Annotated in this window: 15 protein-coding genes; 7 read left to right on the top strand and 8 right to left on the bottom strand. The window is 73.1% G+C overall.

All coding sequences use genetic code 11. From position 1 onward, the window contains the following. From GT045_RS27330 to pdhA, 3 genes are all read right to left on the bottom strand, one after another. Nucleotides 1-434: biotin/lipoyl-containing protein (locus GT045_RS27330; RefSeq protein ID WP_345942773.1), on the bottom strand; the 434-nt coding region annotated here is incomplete at its 3' end. Beyond that, a complete protein-coding gene (locus GT045_RS27325; RefSeq protein WP_161335792.1) occupies nt 434-1,438 on the bottom strand; it encodes an alpha-ketoacid dehydrogenase subunit beta in 1,005 nt (334 codons plus the stop codon). The genes GT045_RS27325 and GT045_RS27330, both read right to left, overlap by 1 nt. Next, entirely contained in the window at nt 1,435-2,601 is a 1,167-nt protein-coding gene (gene pdhA / locus GT045_RS27320; protein WP_161335791.1) for a pyruvate dehydrogenase (acetyl-transferring) E1 component subunit alpha, read from the bottom strand. Before pdhA ends, GT045_RS27325 begins: the two co-directional genes overlap by 4 nt. 190 nt (nt 2,602-2,791) lie before the next feature. On the opposite strand from pdhA, the gene GT045_RS27315 reads away from it, so the two are divergent. Continuing rightward, entirely contained in the window at nt 2,792-3,277 is a 486-nt protein-coding gene (locus GT045_RS27315) for an Lrp/AsnC family transcriptional regulator (RefSeq protein WP_161298556.1), read from the top strand. A 2-nt stretch (nt 3,278-3,279) separates the two neighbouring features. On the opposite strand, the gene GT045_RS27310 is transcribed toward GT045_RS27315, so the two are convergent. Together GT045_RS27310 and GT045_RS27305 are read right to left on the bottom strand one after the other, a co-directional pair. Next, nucleotides 3,280-3,867 (bottom strand): TetR/AcrR family transcriptional regulator, encoded by a 588-nt coding sequence (locus GT045_RS27310; RefSeq protein WP_161335790.1) that lies wholly within the window; start codon nt 3,865-3,867, stop codon nt 3,280-3,282. Continuing rightward, nucleotides 3,864-5,378: a 3-hydroxyacyl-CoA dehydrogenase gene (locus GT045_RS27305; protein ID WP_161335789.1), complete on the bottom strand. Its 1,515-nt coding sequence runs from the start codon at nt 5,376-5,378 to the stop codon at nt 3,864-3,866. The genes GT045_RS27310 and GT045_RS27305 overlap by 4 nt, the downstream gene beginning before the upstream one ends. 148 nt (nt 5,379-5,526) lie before the next feature. Here GT045_RS27305 and paaN point away from each other — a divergent pair, with 148 nt between their 5' ends. Continuing rightward, entirely contained in the window at nt 5,527-7,218 is a 1,692-nt protein-coding gene (gene paaN / locus GT045_RS27300) for a phenylacetic acid degradation protein PaaN (RefSeq protein WP_161335788.1), read from the top strand. On the opposite strand, the gene GT045_RS27295 is transcribed toward paaN, so the two are convergent. The 3 genes from GT045_RS27295 to GT045_RS27285 are packed head-to-tail and all read right to left on the bottom strand — an operon-like array spanning nt 7,215 to nt 9,924. Beyond that, nucleotides 7,215-7,967, bottom strand: coding sequence for a TrmH family RNA methyltransferase (locus GT045_RS27295; protein WP_161298548.1), 753 nt, complete (start codon nt 7,965-7,967; stop codon nt 7,215-7,217). The genes paaN and GT045_RS27295 overlap by 4 nt on opposite strands. After that, nucleotides 7,964-9,175 carry an HTTM domain-containing protein gene (locus GT045_RS27290; protein ID WP_161335787.1) on the bottom strand — a complete coding sequence of 404 codons (1,212 nt, stop codon included), beginning with the start codon at nt 9,173-9,175 and terminating at the stop codon, nt 7,964-7,966. The genes GT045_RS27295 and GT045_RS27290 overlap by 4 nt, the downstream gene beginning before the upstream one ends. Beyond that, nucleotides 9,172-9,924, bottom strand: coding sequence for a DUF5819 family protein (locus tag GT045_RS27285; RefSeq protein ID WP_161298557.1), 753 nt, complete (start codon nt 9,922-9,924; stop codon nt 9,172-9,174). The genes GT045_RS27290 and GT045_RS27285 overlap by 4 nt, the downstream gene beginning before the upstream one ends. Nucleotides 9,925-10,379: 455 nt before the next feature. On the opposite strand from GT045_RS27285, the gene paaA reads away from it, so the two are divergent. From paaA to GT045_RS27260, 5 genes are read left to right on the top strand one after another with little or no spacing between them, the layout of a single operon-like run. Beyond that, nucleotides 10,380-11,396, top strand: a complete 1,017-nt coding sequence (paaA, locus tag GT045_RS27280; protein ID WP_161298550.1) for a 1,2-phenylacetyl-CoA epoxidase subunit PaaA — start codon at nt 10,380-10,382, stop codon at nt 11,394-11,396. Next, nucleotides 11,393-11,680: a 1,2-phenylacetyl-CoA epoxidase subunit PaaB gene (paaB, locus tag GT045_RS27275; RefSeq protein ID WP_014673816.1), complete on the top strand. Its 288-nt coding sequence runs from the start codon at nt 11,393-11,395 to the stop codon at nt 11,678-11,680. Before paaA ends, paaB begins: the two co-directional genes overlap by 4 nt. Before the next feature lie 26 nt (nt 11,681-11,706). Beyond that, entirely contained in the window at nt 11,707-12,408 is a 702-nt protein-coding gene (gene paaC, locus GT045_RS27270) for a 1,2-phenylacetyl-CoA epoxidase subunit PaaC (protein ID WP_161335793.1), read from the top strand. Continuing rightward, nucleotides 12,402-12,935, top strand: a complete 534-nt coding sequence (gene paaD / locus GT045_RS27265) for a 1,2-phenylacetyl-CoA epoxidase subunit PaaD (protein ID WP_161335786.1) — start codon at nt 12,402-12,404, stop codon at nt 12,933-12,935. Before paaC ends, paaD begins: the two co-directional genes overlap by 7 nt. Next, nucleotides 12,935-13,999 carry a 2Fe-2S iron-sulfur cluster-binding protein gene (locus GT045_RS27260; protein WP_161335785.1) on the top strand — a complete coding sequence of 355 codons (1,065 nt, stop codon included), beginning with the start codon at nt 12,935-12,937 and terminating at the stop codon, nt 13,997-13,999. The genes paaD and GT045_RS27260 overlap by 1 nt, the downstream gene beginning before the upstream one ends. The last annotated feature ends 202 nt before the right edge of the window (nt 14,000-14,201 follow it).

Genomic DNA, 14,201 nt, shown 5'->3' with positions numbered 1-14,201 from the left:
ATCGCGCCGGTGGCGGCCTTCGGGGACCGCCCGTCGACGGTGGCCGTGGCCACCGGAGCGGTCCCGGTCTGCCGGGCCTGCCCGTCGGCCGCGGTCGTGACCGCCCGCACCCGGCGCCGGCGTGCGGCCGGGGCCTGGGTGCCGTAGCCGACGAGTACGTTGCCGGAGCCCTCCGGCTCGGCGGCCGCTCCGCCCACGGCGACCGTCAGGAGCGGGGCTCCGACGGGCAGTTCGGTGCCCTCGTCGCCGAAGCGCGCGGTGACCACGCCACCGTAGGGGCAGGGCACCTCGACCATCGCCTTGGCCGTCTCGACCTCGACCACCGGCTGGTCGACGGTGACCACGTCACCGACCTCGACGAGCCAGCGGACGATCTCCGCCTCGGTGAGTCCCTCGCCGAGGTCCGGCAGCTTGAACTCCAGCACCTGAGCCATCAGCCCTCGGCCTCCCACTGCAACCGGGCCACGGCGTCCAGGATGCGGTCGACGCCGGGCAGGTGGTGCCGCTCCAGCATGGGCGGCGGGTACGGGATGTCGAATCCGGCGACCCGCAGCACCGGCGCCTCCAGGTGGTGGAAGCAGCGCTCGGTGATCCGGGCGGCGATCTCACCGCCCGGTCCGCCGAACCCGGTGGACTCGTGCACGACGACCGCGCGGCCGGTGCGCCGGACGGACGCGCAGACCGTCTCGTCGTCGAACGGCACCAGGGAGCGCAGGTCGACGACCTCCAGGTCCCAGCCCTCCGCCTGCGCGGCCTCGGCCGCCTCCAGGCAGACCGGCAGCGAGGGACCGTAGGTGACGAGCGTGGCGCCGCGGCCGGAGCGGCGCACCACGGCACGGCCGATGGGCTCGACCTCGGGCGGCTCCTCGGCGTTCCAGGTGTCCTTCGACCAGTACAGCCGCTTGGGCTCCAGGAAGACGACCGGGTCGTCGGAGGCGATGGCCCGGCGCAGCAGTCCGTAGGCGTCGGCGACGGTGGCCGGGGTGACGACATGGAGCCCCGGGGTCGCCATGTAGTAGGCCTCGGAGGAGTCGCTGTGGTGCTCGACGCCGCCGATGCCGCCGCCGTAGGGGACGCGCACGGTGATCGGCAGGGGCATCCTGCCGCGGGTGCGGTTGCGCATCCGGGAGACATGGCTGATCAGCTGCTCGAACGCCGGGTAGGCGAAGGCGTCGAACTGCATCTCCACCACGGGCCGCAGGCCGTACATGGCCATCCCGACGGCGGTGCCGAGGATGCCGGCCTCCGCGAGCGGGGTGTCGGTGCAGCGGTCCTCGCCGAACTCCTCGGCGAGCCCGTCGGTGACCCGGAAGACACCGCCGAGGGTGCCGACGTCCTCGCCCATGACGTGCACGGACGGGTCGGCGGCCAGCGCGTCGCGCATCGCCCGGTTGAGGGCCTGCGCCATGGTGGCGGGCTTGACGGCCACGGTCGTCATCGGGCGTCGCCTTCCCGCGTGCCGGGCTCGCCGCCGTGCTGCTCCTGCTCGGCTTCGAGTTCGGCCCGCAGCAGGGCGCGCTGCTCGCGCAGCTGGGCGGTCGTCTCGGCGTAGACGTGGTCGAAGAGGTCCATCGGGTCGAGTTCGGGGTCCTTGTTCATGGCTTCCCGCAGGGAGGCGGCCATCGTCTCGGCGTCCTGCCGTGCGGCCTCCACACCGGCCTCGTCCAGCAGTCCGCGCGTGGTCAGTTCGCGCTCCAGCAGCTCGATCGGATCGTGGGCGCGCCAGGCATCGACCTCGGCGTCGCCCCGGTACCGGGTGGCGTCGTCCGCGTTGGTGTGGGCGTCGATGCGGTAGGTCACCGCCTCGACCAGGGTGGGTCCGCCGCCCGCGCGGGCGTGCCGTACGGCGTCGGCGAGGACCTCGTGCACGGCCACCGCGTCGTTGCCGTCGACCAGCCGGCCCGGCATGCCGTACCCGACGGCCTTGTGCGCCAGGGAGGGCGCGGCGGTCTGCTTGGCGAGCGGGACGGAGATGGCGAAGCCGTTGTTCTGCACCAGGAAGACGACCGGTGCCTGCCAGACGGCGGCGAAGTTCAGGGCCTCGTGGAAGTCGCCCTCGCTGGTGCCGCCGTCGCCGACCATGGCGAGCGCGACCACGTCGTCGCCCTTGAGGCGGGCGGCGTGGGCGAGGCCGACGGCGTGCGGCAGCTGGGTGGCCAGCGGGGTGCTGAGGGGGGCCACCCGGTGGGCGTGGGGGTCGTAGCCGTGGTGCCAGTCGCCGCGCAGCAGAGTGAGTGCCTCGACCGGGTCCACCCCCCGGGCGACGACGGCGAGCGTGTCGCGGTAGCTGGGGAAGAGCCAGTCCCGCTCCTGGAGCGCCAGCGCGGCGGCGACCTCGCAGCCCTCCTGTCCGGTGCTGGAGGGGTAGACGGCGAGCCTGCCCTGCTTGGTCAGGGCCGTGGCCTGCGTGTTGTACCGGCGCCCGCGCACCAGCTCGGCGTAGAGCCGGCGCAGCAGGTCCGGGTCGGCCTTCGCGGCCGCCTCGGTGCCGAGGACGCGGTAGGGCTCGGCGTCGGGCAGCAGCGGCGCGGGGTCCATACGGGGCTGCCAGGCGGGCGGCGGCGATGGCCGGTACGCGCCCCGCTGCTCCAGAACCGTCATGACGGCACCTCCTCGTGGGAGCGGCTACGGGAGACGCGTCGGCTGTGACCCGTCTCACCTACCGATTGTTCGGTCGCCGGCACATTTTGGCTACAGGCGCCTCCAGGCTGTGGACAAACGGTTCTCCACAGCCTGGAATGAACGCAGGACGTCCACGGCGAGGGAGCGGGGGGACATGGAGCCTGAACAAATGGCCGAAGGGCAGCAGGACCGCCCCCCGCTCACGCCGCCGCGGCCGCTGGACGCCATCGACCAGGACATCCTGCGGATCCTGCAGGCGGACGGCCGCGCCTCGATACGGTCCGTCGCCGAACGGGTCCACGTCTCGCGCGCCAACGCCTACGCGCGTATCAACCGGCTCGTCGAGGACGGGGTGATCCGGGGCTTCAGCGCGCGCGTGGACCACGAGCGGGCGGGACACGGCACGTCCGCGTACATCACGCTGAAGATCGTGCAGAACAGCTGGCGCACGGTCCGCGAGCAGCTCAGGCTGCTGCCCGGCGCCTCGCACATCGCCCTGGTGGGCGGCGACTTCGATGTGCTGCTGCTGGTGCACACGCCCGACAACAGGGCGCTGCGCGAGCTGGTGCTGACGCGGCTCCAGGCGATCCCCGAGGTGCTCAGCACCCGCACGCTGCTGGTGTTCGAGGAGGAGGACCTGGAGCCGGACAGCTGAGGTCACTCCCGGCGCAGACCCGAGAAGACCAGCCTTACTACGGCGTCGGCCACTTCCTGGCCGCTGGCGCCCCGCGCGTCCGGCCGGTACCACTCCACGATGGAGTTGACCATCCCGAAGACCAGCCGGGTGGCCAGGCGGACCTCCACGTCGCCGCGGACGTCCCCCTCGGCGGCCGCCGCCTTCAGCAGCTCGGCGACGCGGTGGTCGAAGTCGCGGCGGCGCTCCAGCGCCCACCGCTCGGTCTCGGTGTTGCCGCGCACCCGCAGCAGCAGCGTCACATAGGGCAGTTCGGCTATGAGCACCTCGACCATGCGGCGCACGACGTGCTCCAGCCGGTCGACGGGCCGCCCCGCGCACGCGCGCTCCTCGTCCAGGGTGGCGAACAGGCCGTCCAGGGACCGGCTGACGGCCCGGCGCAGCAGTTCCTCCTTGCCGCTGACGTGGTGGTAGATCGACGACTTGGAGATGCCGGCCGCCTTGGACAGGTGCTCCATGGAGGTGCCGTCGTAGCCCCGCTCGTTGAAGACCCGCACGGCGACGGAGAGCAGCGTCTCGGGCGTGTAGGTGTCCCGTCTGGCCGTGGTCATGCGGAGCCCTCCCGCTTGTCGGTGGCGTACGCGTGGCGGTAGAGGGCGAGGGAGGGCGCGTAGCGTCCGGAGGGGTCGCGCTCGTGCATCTCGTCCAGGACGTCGAAGGCGAACTCGCTACCGAGTGCGCGGTCCCATTCGAAGGGACCGAGGGGGTAGTTGACACCCAGGCGCATGGCGGTGTCGATGTCCTCCTCGGTGGCCACGCCCTTGGCGACGGCGTCGTGGGCGAGGTCGATGATCCGGGCGACCGTACGGGCCACGATCATGCCGGGGACGTCACCGATGACGCTGACCTCCTTGCCGAGCGCCTGGAACAGCCCGGTGGCCTCGGCGAGGGCGTGCGGGGCGGTGTCCTGGGAGGCGGACAGGGCGATCCGGGTGGCCTTGCGGTAGTCCAGCGCGAGGTCGAAGTGGACGACGTCCCGGAACTCCGCGGACGTCTGGCCGTCGGCGAGGACCAGCTGGCCGCCGCCGGGCAGCACCAGCCGGGTGCCGTTGTCCTCGTCCTCCTCGCGCACCGGGATGCCCGCCTCGCGGATCAGGGCGAGCAGCTCCGCCGCCGGGCCCAGGCCGCCCTCGGCGACGACGTAGGCGGGCGGCTGCTCCTTGTCGGCGGTGTGCGGCTCGGGCCGGTCGGCGCCGTCGGCGTAGTCGTACCAGCCGTGTCCGCTCTTGCGGCCGAGCCGGCCGGACTCCACCAGCCGGCGCTGGGCCAGGGAGGGGGTGAAGCGGACGTCCTGGAAGAAGGACTGCCACACGGAGTGGGTGACGGACTCGTTGACGTCCTGGCCGATGAGGTCGGTCAGTTCGAAGGCGCCCATCCTGAAGCCGCCGCACTCGCGCAGGACCGCGTCGACGGTCGCGGGGTCGGCGGCCTGCGCCTCGTGGACGGCGAACGCCTCCGCGTAGAACGGGCGGGCGATGCGGTTGACGATGAAGCCGGGGGTGTCCGCGCAGGCCACCGGCGTCTTGCCCCAGGCGCGGGCGGTCTCGTACGCGCGCGTGGCCGACGTGACGTCGGTGGCGAACCCGGAGACGACCTCGACCAGCGGCAGCAGTGGTGCCGGGTTGAAGAAGTGCAGGCCGACGAAGCGGCCCGGGTGGCGCAGCGGGCCGCCGATGGCCGTCACCGACAGCGAGGAGGTGTTCGTGGCGAGCAGGCAGTCCTCGGCGACGATCTCCTCCAGTTCACCGAGGAGCCGCTGCTTGACGTCCAGCCGTTCCAGGACGGCCTCCACGACCAGGGCGCAGTCGGCCAGCTCCGCGAGGCCGTCCGCGGGCCTGAGCCGGGCACGGGCCGCGTCCCGGTCGGCAGCGGCGATGCGGCCCTTGTCCACGAGCCGGTCGAGGCGGCCGCCGATCGCTTCGGCCGCGTCCCGGGCCCGCCCGGGAACGGCGTCGTACAGCCGCACGGGATGGCCGGCGACCAGCGCGACCTGGGCGATTCCCTGACCCATGGTGCCGGTGCCGACGACGGCCACGGGGCTGCTGAGGTCGAGTGCTGTCATGTGCGCGATCCTCCCGCACGGCGTTTTCCACAGATGCGCCGGACCCCCTTGTCCCGACCGATCGTTCGGTTACTCTATCTCTGACTGGCAGCCCCTGCCCAGGTCACGGACTCGACGAAGAGCTCTCCAGACGAGGAGTTGGTCCCGCATGGCCGCCGAACTGACCGCCCACGAGCTGATCGAGAAGCATCGGCCCACCCTGGACCAGGCACTGGAAGCGATCCGCACGCGCGCGTACTGGTCACCGCACCCCGAGCACCCGAAGGCCTACGGCGAGAACGGCAGCCTGGACGCGGCGGCGGGCAAGGCCGCCTTCGACGCCCTGCTGGGCACCCGGCTCGACCTCGGCCAGCCGGGCACGGACGACTGGGTGGGCGGCGAGGTCTCGCCGTACGGCGTCGAGCTGGGCGTGACGTACCCGCACGCGGACGTCGACGTGCTGCTTCCGGCCATGCGGGCCGGACAGCGGGCCTGGCGGGACGCCGGCCCGGAGGTCCGCGCGGTGGTCTGCCTGGAGATCCTCAAGCGGATCAGCGACCGGACGCACGAGTTCGCCCACGCGGTCATGCACACCAGTGGCCAGGCGTTCATGATGGCGTTCCAGGCCGGCGGCCCGCACGCCCAGGACCGCGGTCTGGAGGCCGTCGCCTACGCGTTCGCGGAGCAGGTCCGCACGCCCGCGACGGCCGAGTGGACCAAGCCGCAGGGCAAGCGCGACCCGCTGGCCCTCACCAAGCGGTTCACGTCCGTCCCGCGCGGCACCGCCCTGGTCATCGGCTGCAACACCTTCCCGACCTGGAACGGCTACCCGGGCCTGTTCGCCTCCCTGGCCACCGGCAACGCGGTCCTGGTCAAGCCGCACCCGCGCGCGGTGCTGCCGCTCGCGCTCACCGTCCAGGTCGCCCGGGACGTGCTGACCGCGGCCGGCTTCGACCCGAACCTGGTGGCCCTGGCCGCCGAGCGCCCCGGCGAGGGCGTCGCCAAGACCCTCGCCACCCGCCCCGAGATCCGGATCATCGACTACACCGGTTCGACCTCCTTCGGTGACTGGCTGGAGGCCAACGCCCGCCAGGCGCAGGTCTACACGGAGAAGGCCGGCGTCAACACGGTGCTCGTGCACTCCACGGACGACTACAAGGGCATGCTGTCCAACCTGGCGTTCTCGCTGTCGCTGTACAGCGGCCAGATGTGCACGACCCCGCAGAACCTGCTCGTCCCCCGTGAGGGCATCGCCACCGACCAGGGCCCCAAGACCTTCGACGAGGTCACCGCCGACCTCGCCCGCGCGGTCGACGGCCTGCTCGGCGACGACGCGCGCGCGAACGCCCTGCTCGGCGCGATCGTCAACCCGGACGTCAAGGCCCGCCTGGAGGCCGCGGCCGGGCTCGGCGAGGTCGCCCTGGCCTCCCGCGAGATCACCAATCCGGAGTTCCCGGACGCGGTCGTCCGCACCCCCGTCATCGTCAAGCTGGACGGCGCCAAGCCGGACGACGAGGCCGCCTACATGAGCGAGTGCTTCGGCCCGGTCTCCTTCGCGGTCGCCGTCGACTCGGTCACGGACGCGGTGGAGCTGCTGCGCCGCACGGTCCGGGAGAAGGGCGCGATGACGGTCGGCGCGTACACCACGGACGCCGGCACGGAACAGGCCGTCGAGGAGGTCTGTCTGGAGGAGGCCGCCCAGCTCTCCCTGAACCTCACCGGCGGGGTCTACGTCAACCAGACGGCGGCCTTCTCCGACTTCCACGGCTCGGGCGGCAACCCGGCGGCGAACGCGGCCCTCACCGACAGCGCCTTCGTGGCCAACCGCTTCCGGATGGTGGAGGTGCGCCGGGAAGCCTAGGCGGCGGGTGCGCCCCCGGTCGCGCTCCAGTGGTAGAGCGTCATCGCCACGCTGGTGGCGAGGTTGTAGCTGGAGACCTGGGGGCGCATCGGCAGCGCCAGCAGGTGGTCGGCGCGGGCGCGCAGCTGCGCCGACAGGCCGGTGCGCTCCGAGCCGAAGGCCAGCACGGCGTCGTCGGGCAGCCGGGTGCCGCGGATGTCCTCGCCCTCCGGGTCGAGGGCGAACAGCGGCCCGGCGGGCAGCTCGGCGACGTCGAGGCGTTCCACGGCGGTCGCGAAGTGCAGACCCGCGCCGCCGCGCACCACCGTGGGATGCCAGGGGTCGAGCGTGCCCGTGGTGACCACCCCGGTCGCCCCGAAGCCGGCCGCCAGCCGGATCACGGCGCCGGCGTTGCCCAGGTTGCGGGGGTTGTCCAGGACCACGACGGGAGCGGTGCGGGGCGTACGGGCCAGTGCGCGCAGCTGGGCCGCGCGGGACGGCCGTACCGCGAGGGCGGCCACACCGGTCGGGTGGGGGCGTGGCACGAGGGAGGCGTACTCCCGCTCGGAGACCTCCGCCAGCAGGGCGTCCAGCGTGGCGCGTACGTCCCCGGCCAGCTCCTCGGCGAGGGCCAGCGCCGCCGCCCGGTCGGTGGTGACCGCGGCCGGCACCTCGGCGCCGAAGCGCAGTGCGTGCTTCAGGGCGTGGAAGCCGTCGAGCAGGACGGCGCCCTCCGCGTGCGCGCGCCAGCGGCTCAGCGGGTCGGTCATGCGGTGAACCCTACGTGGTCGGCCGTGCTCTCCTCCGGGGAGCGCGGTGCCGGGACCCTGCCCCCGGCGCGCCGGGCGAGCCGGCCGCGCGCGCGGGCCGCCAGATCACCGAGCCGGCGCAGGAACGGCGTCGGCAGGAAGACCGAGTCGGCGGCGATCATCGCCAGCGAGAAGAACGGCAGGCCGAGGACGACAGCGATCACCGCGTGCTCGGTCATCATCAGCACCAGCAGGACGTTCTTGGCCCGCCGGTTGAGCAGGGCGAACGGAAAGGCGACCTGCACCATGACCGTCCCGTAGGCCGCGATCATCATGATCGTGCCGCTGGAGGACATCAGGTCGGCGAGACCGGGCCAGGGCGAGAAGTAGTCCAGGTGCAGCGGGTAGTACACGGCGGTGCCGTCCTGCCAGCGCGAGCCCTGGATCTTGTACCAGCCGGCCGTGGCGTAGATCAGGCACGCCTCGGCCATGATCACGACCAGCGCGCCGTTGTGCACGATGTCGGCGAGGACGTCCAGCAGGGCCCGGGGCTCGTGCCAGGCCGCCCGGCGCTGGACGGCCCACCACAGGGCGAGCACCACCCAGGACGTCCACAGCAGCGCCGGGATCAGCCAGTCGCCGTCGAACCGCCCCGTCAGCGTCGCAGCCCCGAGCCCCAGGCCGGACACCGCCCACAGGGCCGGCCCCACCCGGTCGGCGGGCACGTGTTCGCCACGTGCGCGTGCCGCGGCCTCGCGGGCCGCGCGGCGGGCGTCGAGGGACCACACCTGTCCGCAGCGGGTGAACATCAGGTAGATGGCCATCAGGTGCAGGACGTTGTCGCCGCCGTCGCCGACGAAGACGCTGCGGTTCTGCAGCGACAGCACACCGACCATGAACAGCACGGAGGCGGTCCGGGTGCGCCAGCCGAGCACCAGGGCCGCCGTGGTGAGGACGGCCAGGGCGTAGCAGCACTCGAACCAGAGCTGCCCGTCGGACCACAGCAGTGCCGTGAAGGCGTGGTTGTCGGAGGTCAGCTGCTCGGCGAGGTTCCAGCCCCAGGGCGCGGAGGGTCCGTACAGCTCCTGGCGGTGGGGGAACTCGCGCAGCAGGAACAGCAGCCAGGTGCCGGCGAAGCCGATCCGTATGACGGCGCTCTGGTAGGGCCCGTGGGCGGCCTCGGTGACCCGCGCGATGCCGCGGGACAGGGTCAGGGAGGGGCTGTTCACCGCACACCTCCGGCGGCCTCGTCGGAGGTGAGCGGCCACCAGGGCAGCTCGCGGTAGGCCGGCTTGTCGGAGATCCGCTCACGGCTCCACGCGGGCGGCTGCACGTTGGTGGTGCTGGAACGGACCTGCACGCGCTGGATCACGCCTCCTCGGCTCGTCGGGTCGTCCCGGTACAGGCGCATCACCACGATGCGGCGCAGGTACTGCTCGGACAGCGAGCCGCGCAGGCCCGCGGGGCGGTTGTCGGCACCGTGCGTGGAGGCGAAGAAGTCCCAGGCCCGGCGCAGCTCGTTCTGCTGGGTGTGGCTGGGCACCACGTTGCCGTCGATGGCCGCGCCGTCCTGGGCGGACAGGTCGGTCCAGCCGGTGGTGCGCAGGCCGCCGTCGCGCATCCGCACCTCGGCGCGGACCTGGACGGCGATGTTCTGCTGGAGGGGGTTCGGGGCGAACAGCTTCCAGTTCTGCTCGAACTCCGGATACACCCAGTCCTGCACCGCCTCGCCGTGCTGCTTCGTGACCGTGTTCGCGGGCGCCAGGCTGAGGAAGACCATCAGCAGGTGCACACCGGCTGCGACGGCGACCACGGCGAGGGCCAGAGCGGCGGCGACCTGGTAGCGCGGGGAGAGCGCGGCGATGCCGGTGCGGGGCGGGGCCGGCGGCTGCGGCTCCGGGGGTTCTTCCGGGAGACGCGCCCCGGCCGACCCGTCGGCGGCCTGTGGGCCACGCGAGTCCTCGTCGTACGCGTCCATTCCGTCCGGTCCCCCGTCTCGGTTCATACGGTCAGCTCGTCGTTCAGCTCGGTCGTGCGGTTCGGCCGTCCGGCTCGGCGGCTGCGCCGAGCGGGTCGGCCCGTCGCGCGGCGCCCGTCACGGGCGCCGCGGGCTTCCCGAGCGCCTCGTCCCGGCGCCCGGGACGGAACGGTACTCAGCCCGGGGTACCGAGCGCAGCCCCGGGTCCGGGCCGAGGGCGGTGGTCCTCACCACGTCACACGGCCCGGGCCCCTCTCCGCCCGCGTCTCCGGCCTGCTCCGCGCGCGCCTCCGGCCTGCTCCGCCCGTCGTCCCCGGGCCGTTCCGGCGAGTTTTCCACAGCGGTTGACACTCCGCGGCGGCCCGGCACACCATGGATGCGCACGGACCGAACGATCGGTCGGGTCGCAGGGAACGGACAGTGCTCACCGCAGAGCCCTAGGTCAGGGGGACCGCATGGCCACAGCAGCCGCGCAGCGCACGGCCGGCACACCGGCGGCCGGCGCGCCGGATACCGCCGGCACGGCGGCCTACCAGCACGCCTTCGACACGGCCGTGGCCGCGGACGAACGCATCGAACCGCGGGACTGGATGCCCGACGCCTACCGCGCGACCCTCGTCCGGCAGATCGCCCAGCACGCGCACTCCGAGATCATCGGCATGCAGCCGGAGGCCAACTGGATCACCCGGGCGCCTTCCCTGCGCCGCAAGGCGATCCTGATGGCCAAGGTCCAGGACGAGGCCGGCCACGGCCTGTACCTGTACAGCGCGGCCGAGACCCTCGGCACCGGGCGCGACGAACTGCTCGACAAGCTGCACTCCGGCCGCCAGAAGTACTCCTCGATCTTCAACTACCCGACGCTGACCTGGGCCGACGTCGGCGCGATCGGCTGGCTGGTGGACGGCGCCGCGATCACCAACCAGGTCCCCCTGTGCCGCTGCTCCTACGGCCCGTACGCCCGGGCGATGGTGCGGATCTGCAAGGAGGAGTCCTTCCACCAGCGCCAGGGCTACGAGCTGCTGCTGGCCCTCAGCAAGGGCACACCCGAGCAGCACGCCATGGCCCAGGACGCGGTGGACCGCTGGTGGTGGCCGTCGCTGATGATGTTCGGCCCGCCCGACGACGAGTCCCAGCACTCCGCGCAGTCGATGGAGTGGAAGATCAAGCGCCACTCCAACGACGAACTGCGCCAGCGCTTCGTGGACATCTGCGTCCCGCAGGCCGAGTCCCTGGGCCTCACCCTGCCCGACCCGGAGCTGAGGTGGAACGAGGAACGGGGGCACCACGACTTCGGCCCGATCGACTGGACGGAGTTCCGGGAGGTCCTCAAGGGCAACGGCCCCTGCAACGACCAGCGGATCAACCAGCGCAGGCGCGCCCACGAGGAGGGCGCCTGGGTCCGGGAAGCCGCCGCGGCCTACGCGGCCAGACACACCGGCGACACCGGTGGGACGGGAGCGACGCGAGCATGAGCACCACCGACTGGCCCCTGTGGGAGGTCTTCGTGCGCTCGCGGCGCGGCCTATCCCACACCCACGCCGGCAGCCTGCACGCGCCCGACGCGGAACTGGCCCTGCGCAACGCCCGCGACCTGTACACCCGCCGTGGCGAGGGCGTCTCCATCTGGGTGGTGCCGGCCGCCGCGATCACCGCCTCCTCACCGGACGAGAAGGATCCCTTCTTCGAGCCGGCCGCCGACAAGCCCTACCGGCACCCCACCTTCTACGAGATCCCGGAAGGGGTGAAGCACCTGTGACCGCCACCGGACCCGCCACCGTCCCGGTGACCGCCGCGCTCGCCCTCGGCGACGACGCCCTGGTGCTCTCCCACCGCCTCGGGGAGTGGGCCGGGCACGCCCCCGTCCTGGAGGAGGAGGTCGCCCTCGCCAACATCGCCCTGGACCTGCTCGGCCAGGCCCGGGTACTGCTGTCGCTCGCCGGCGACGAGGACGAACTGGCGTACCTCCGCGAGGAACGCGCCTTCCGCAACCTCCAGCTGGTCGAGCAGCCGAACGGCGACTTCGCGCACACCATCGCCCGCCAGCTCTACTTCTCCACGTACCAGCAGCTGCTCTACGCCGAACTCGCCACCGCCGACGGCCCGTTCGCGCCGCTCGCCGCGAAGGCGGTGAAGGAGGTCGCCTACCACCGCGACCACGCGGAGCTGTGGACGCTGCGGCTCGGTGACGGCACGGAGACCAGCCACGAGCGGATGCGGCGGGCCTCGGACGCGCTGTGGCGGTTCACCGGGGAGATGTTCCAGCCGGTCGAGGGCCTGGACGCCGACTGGGCGCGGCTTCAGGAGCGCTGGCTCGCGTCCGTGACGGACGTGTTCGGCCGGGCCGGCCTGCCCGTCCCGGAGGGCCCGCGCACCGGTGCCTGGTCGGCGGGGGCCGGCCGGCAGGGACTGCACACCGAGTCGTTCGGCCGGATGCTCGCCGAGATGCAGCACCTGCACCGCAGCCACCCGGGGGCGGCATGGTGACCGCCACCGCCCTGGAGGCGGAGCTGCTGGAGCTCGCCGGATCGGTGCCCGACCCCGAGCTGCCCGTGCTCACCCTGCGCGAGCTGGGCGTGCTCCGCGCGGTGCACGTGCACGGCACCGACGCGGTGGAGGTCGACCTGACCCCCACCTACACCGGGTGCCCGGCCATCGAGGCGATGAGCCTCGACATCGAGCGGGTGCTGCGGGCCCACGGCATGCGGGAGGTCACCGTCCGCACGGTGCTCGCTCCCGCCTGGTCGACCGACGACATCACCCCCGAAGGCCGGGACAAGCTCCGGGAGTTCGGCATCGCGCCCCCGCGGGTGCGGCACGACGACGGCCCCGTCCCGCTGACCCTGGGCCCGCTCCGCACCCGGGACACCGCGCCCGGGGCCGAACCGGTCCACTGCCCGCACTGCGGCTCGGCCGAGACCGAGCTGCTGAGCCGGTTCTCCTCCACCGCGTGCAAGGCGCTGCGCCGCTGCCTGGCCTGCCGTGAGCCGTTCGACCACTTCAAGGAGTTGTGATGGCGCGCTTCCACCCGCTCCCGGTGGCCGCGGTCGACCGGCTCACGGAGGATTCCGTCGCCCTCACCTTCTCCGTCCCCCCGGAGCTGCGCGAGGAGTACCGGCACGCCCCCGGCCAGCACCTCGCGCTGCGCCGCCGGACCGACGGCACGGAGATCCGGCGCACCTACTCGATCTGCTCGCCCGCGCCCGACCCGGGCGGTGACGGGCCGGCCGTGCTGCGGGTGGGGGTGCGGCTGGTCGAGGGCGGGGCCTTCTCGGTGTACGCGCTGAAGGAGGTCGACGTCGGGGACGAGCTGGAGGTGATGACCCCGGCGGGCCGCTTCACGCTCGACCCGGCGCCCGGTCTGTACGCGGCGGTGGTGGGCGGCAGCGGCATCACCCCGGTGCTGTCCATCGTCGCCACACTGCTGGCGCGCGAGCCGGCGGCACGGTTCTGCCTGATACGCAGTGACCGTACGGCCGCGTCCACGATGTTCCTGGAGGAGGTGGCCGATCTGAAGGACCGCTATCCCGAGCGGCTTCAGCTGGTGACCGTCCTCTCCCGCGAGGAGCAGCAGGCGGGCCTGCCGTCGGGCCGGCTCGACCGGGAACGGCTCGCCGGGCTGCTGCCCGCGCTGCTGCCGGTGGAGCAGGTGGCCGGCTGGTTCCTGTGCGGGCCGTACGGGCTGGTGCAGGGGGCGGAGCGGGCGCTGCGCGACCTGGGTGTGGCGCGGGACCGGATCCACGAGGAGATCTTCCACGTGGACGCGGGACCGGCACCGGCGGCGGCGACCGTGGCGGTCACGCACAGCACGGTCACCGCCCGGCTCGACGGCCGCGGCGGCACCTGGCCGGTGCGGGACGGCGAGTCACTGCTGGAGACGGTCCTGCGCAACCGCCCCGACGCGCCCTACGCCTGCAAGGGCGGGGTCTGCGGCACGTGCCGGGCCTTCCTGGTCGAGGGCGAGGTGCGCATGGACCGCAACTTCGCCCTGGAGACGGAGGAGACGGAGGCCGGATACGTCCTGGCCTGCCAGTCGCATCCGCTGACGGAGACCGTGGAGCTGGACTTCGACCGCTGAGGGCCTCAAGGACCCGGGGGGAGCGGCTCCTGAGGCGGCAGCCGGGGGAGCCGGCTTTCCAGGCGGCGGCCCGAGGGGACAGCTCGTGAGGCGGTGAGGTGGTGGGGACCTCGTCAGGCGGCGAGGCAGGGGGGGGCACCTCGTCAGGCGGCCAGCCGGGGGGCAGCTTGTCAGGCGGCCAGCCGGGGGGCAGCTTGTCAGG

The organism is Streptomyces sp. SID486 (assembly GCF_009865385.1).
Classification (GTDB): Bacteria; Actinomycetota; Actinomycetes; order Streptomycetales; family Streptomycetaceae; genus Streptomyces.
Note: the sequence above shows the minus strand (reverse complement) of the source record. Positions and strands in the feature narration are given on the sequence as shown.

Bases quoted from the DNA above. Each gene is read 5' to 3' on its own strand.
- GT045_RS27325 (WP_161335792.1), bottom strand. From the start codon at position 1,438: ATGACGACCGTGGCCGTCAAGCCCGCCACCATGGCGCAGGCCCTCAAC.
- pdhA (WP_161335791.1), bottom strand. From the start codon at position 2,601: ATGACGGTTCTGGAGCAGCGGGGCGCGTACCGGCCATCGCCGCCGCCC.
- GT045_RS27315 (WP_161298556.1), top strand. From the start codon at position 2,792: ATGGCCGAAGGGCAGCAGGACCGCCCCCCGCTCACGCCGCCGCGGCCG.
- GT045_RS27310 (WP_161335790.1), bottom strand. From the start codon at position 3,867: ATGACCACGGCCAGACGGGACACCTACACGCCCGAGACGCTGCTCTCC.
- GT045_RS27305 (WP_161335789.1), bottom strand. From the start codon at position 5,378: ATGACAGCACTCGACCTCAGCAGCCCCGTGGCCGTCGTCGGCACCGGC.
- paaN (WP_161335788.1), top strand. From the start codon at position 5,527: ATGGCCGCCGAACTGACCGCCCACGAGCTGATCGAGAAGCATCGGCCC.
- GT045_RS27295 (WP_161298548.1), bottom strand. From the start codon at position 7,967: ATGACCGACCCGCTGAGCCGCTGGCGCGCGCACGCGGAGGGCGCCGTC.
- GT045_RS27285 (WP_161298557.1), bottom strand. From the start codon at position 9,924: ATGGACGCGTACGACGAGGACTCGCGTGGCCCACAGGCCGCCGACGGG.
- paaA (WP_161298550.1), top strand. From the start codon at position 10,380: ATGGCCACAGCAGCCGCGCAGCGCACGGCCGGCACACCGGCGGCCGGC.
- paaB (WP_014673816.1), top strand. From the start codon at position 11,393: ATGAGCACCACCGACTGGCCCCTGTGGGAGGTCTTCGTGCGCTCGCGG.
- paaD (WP_161335786.1), top strand. From the start codon at position 12,402: ATGGTGACCGCCACCGCCCTGGAGGCGGAGCTGCTGGAGCTCGCCGGA.
- GT045_RS27260 (WP_161335785.1), top strand. From the start codon at position 12,935: ATGGCGCGCTTCCACCCGCTCCCGGTGGCCGCGGTCGACCGGCTCACG.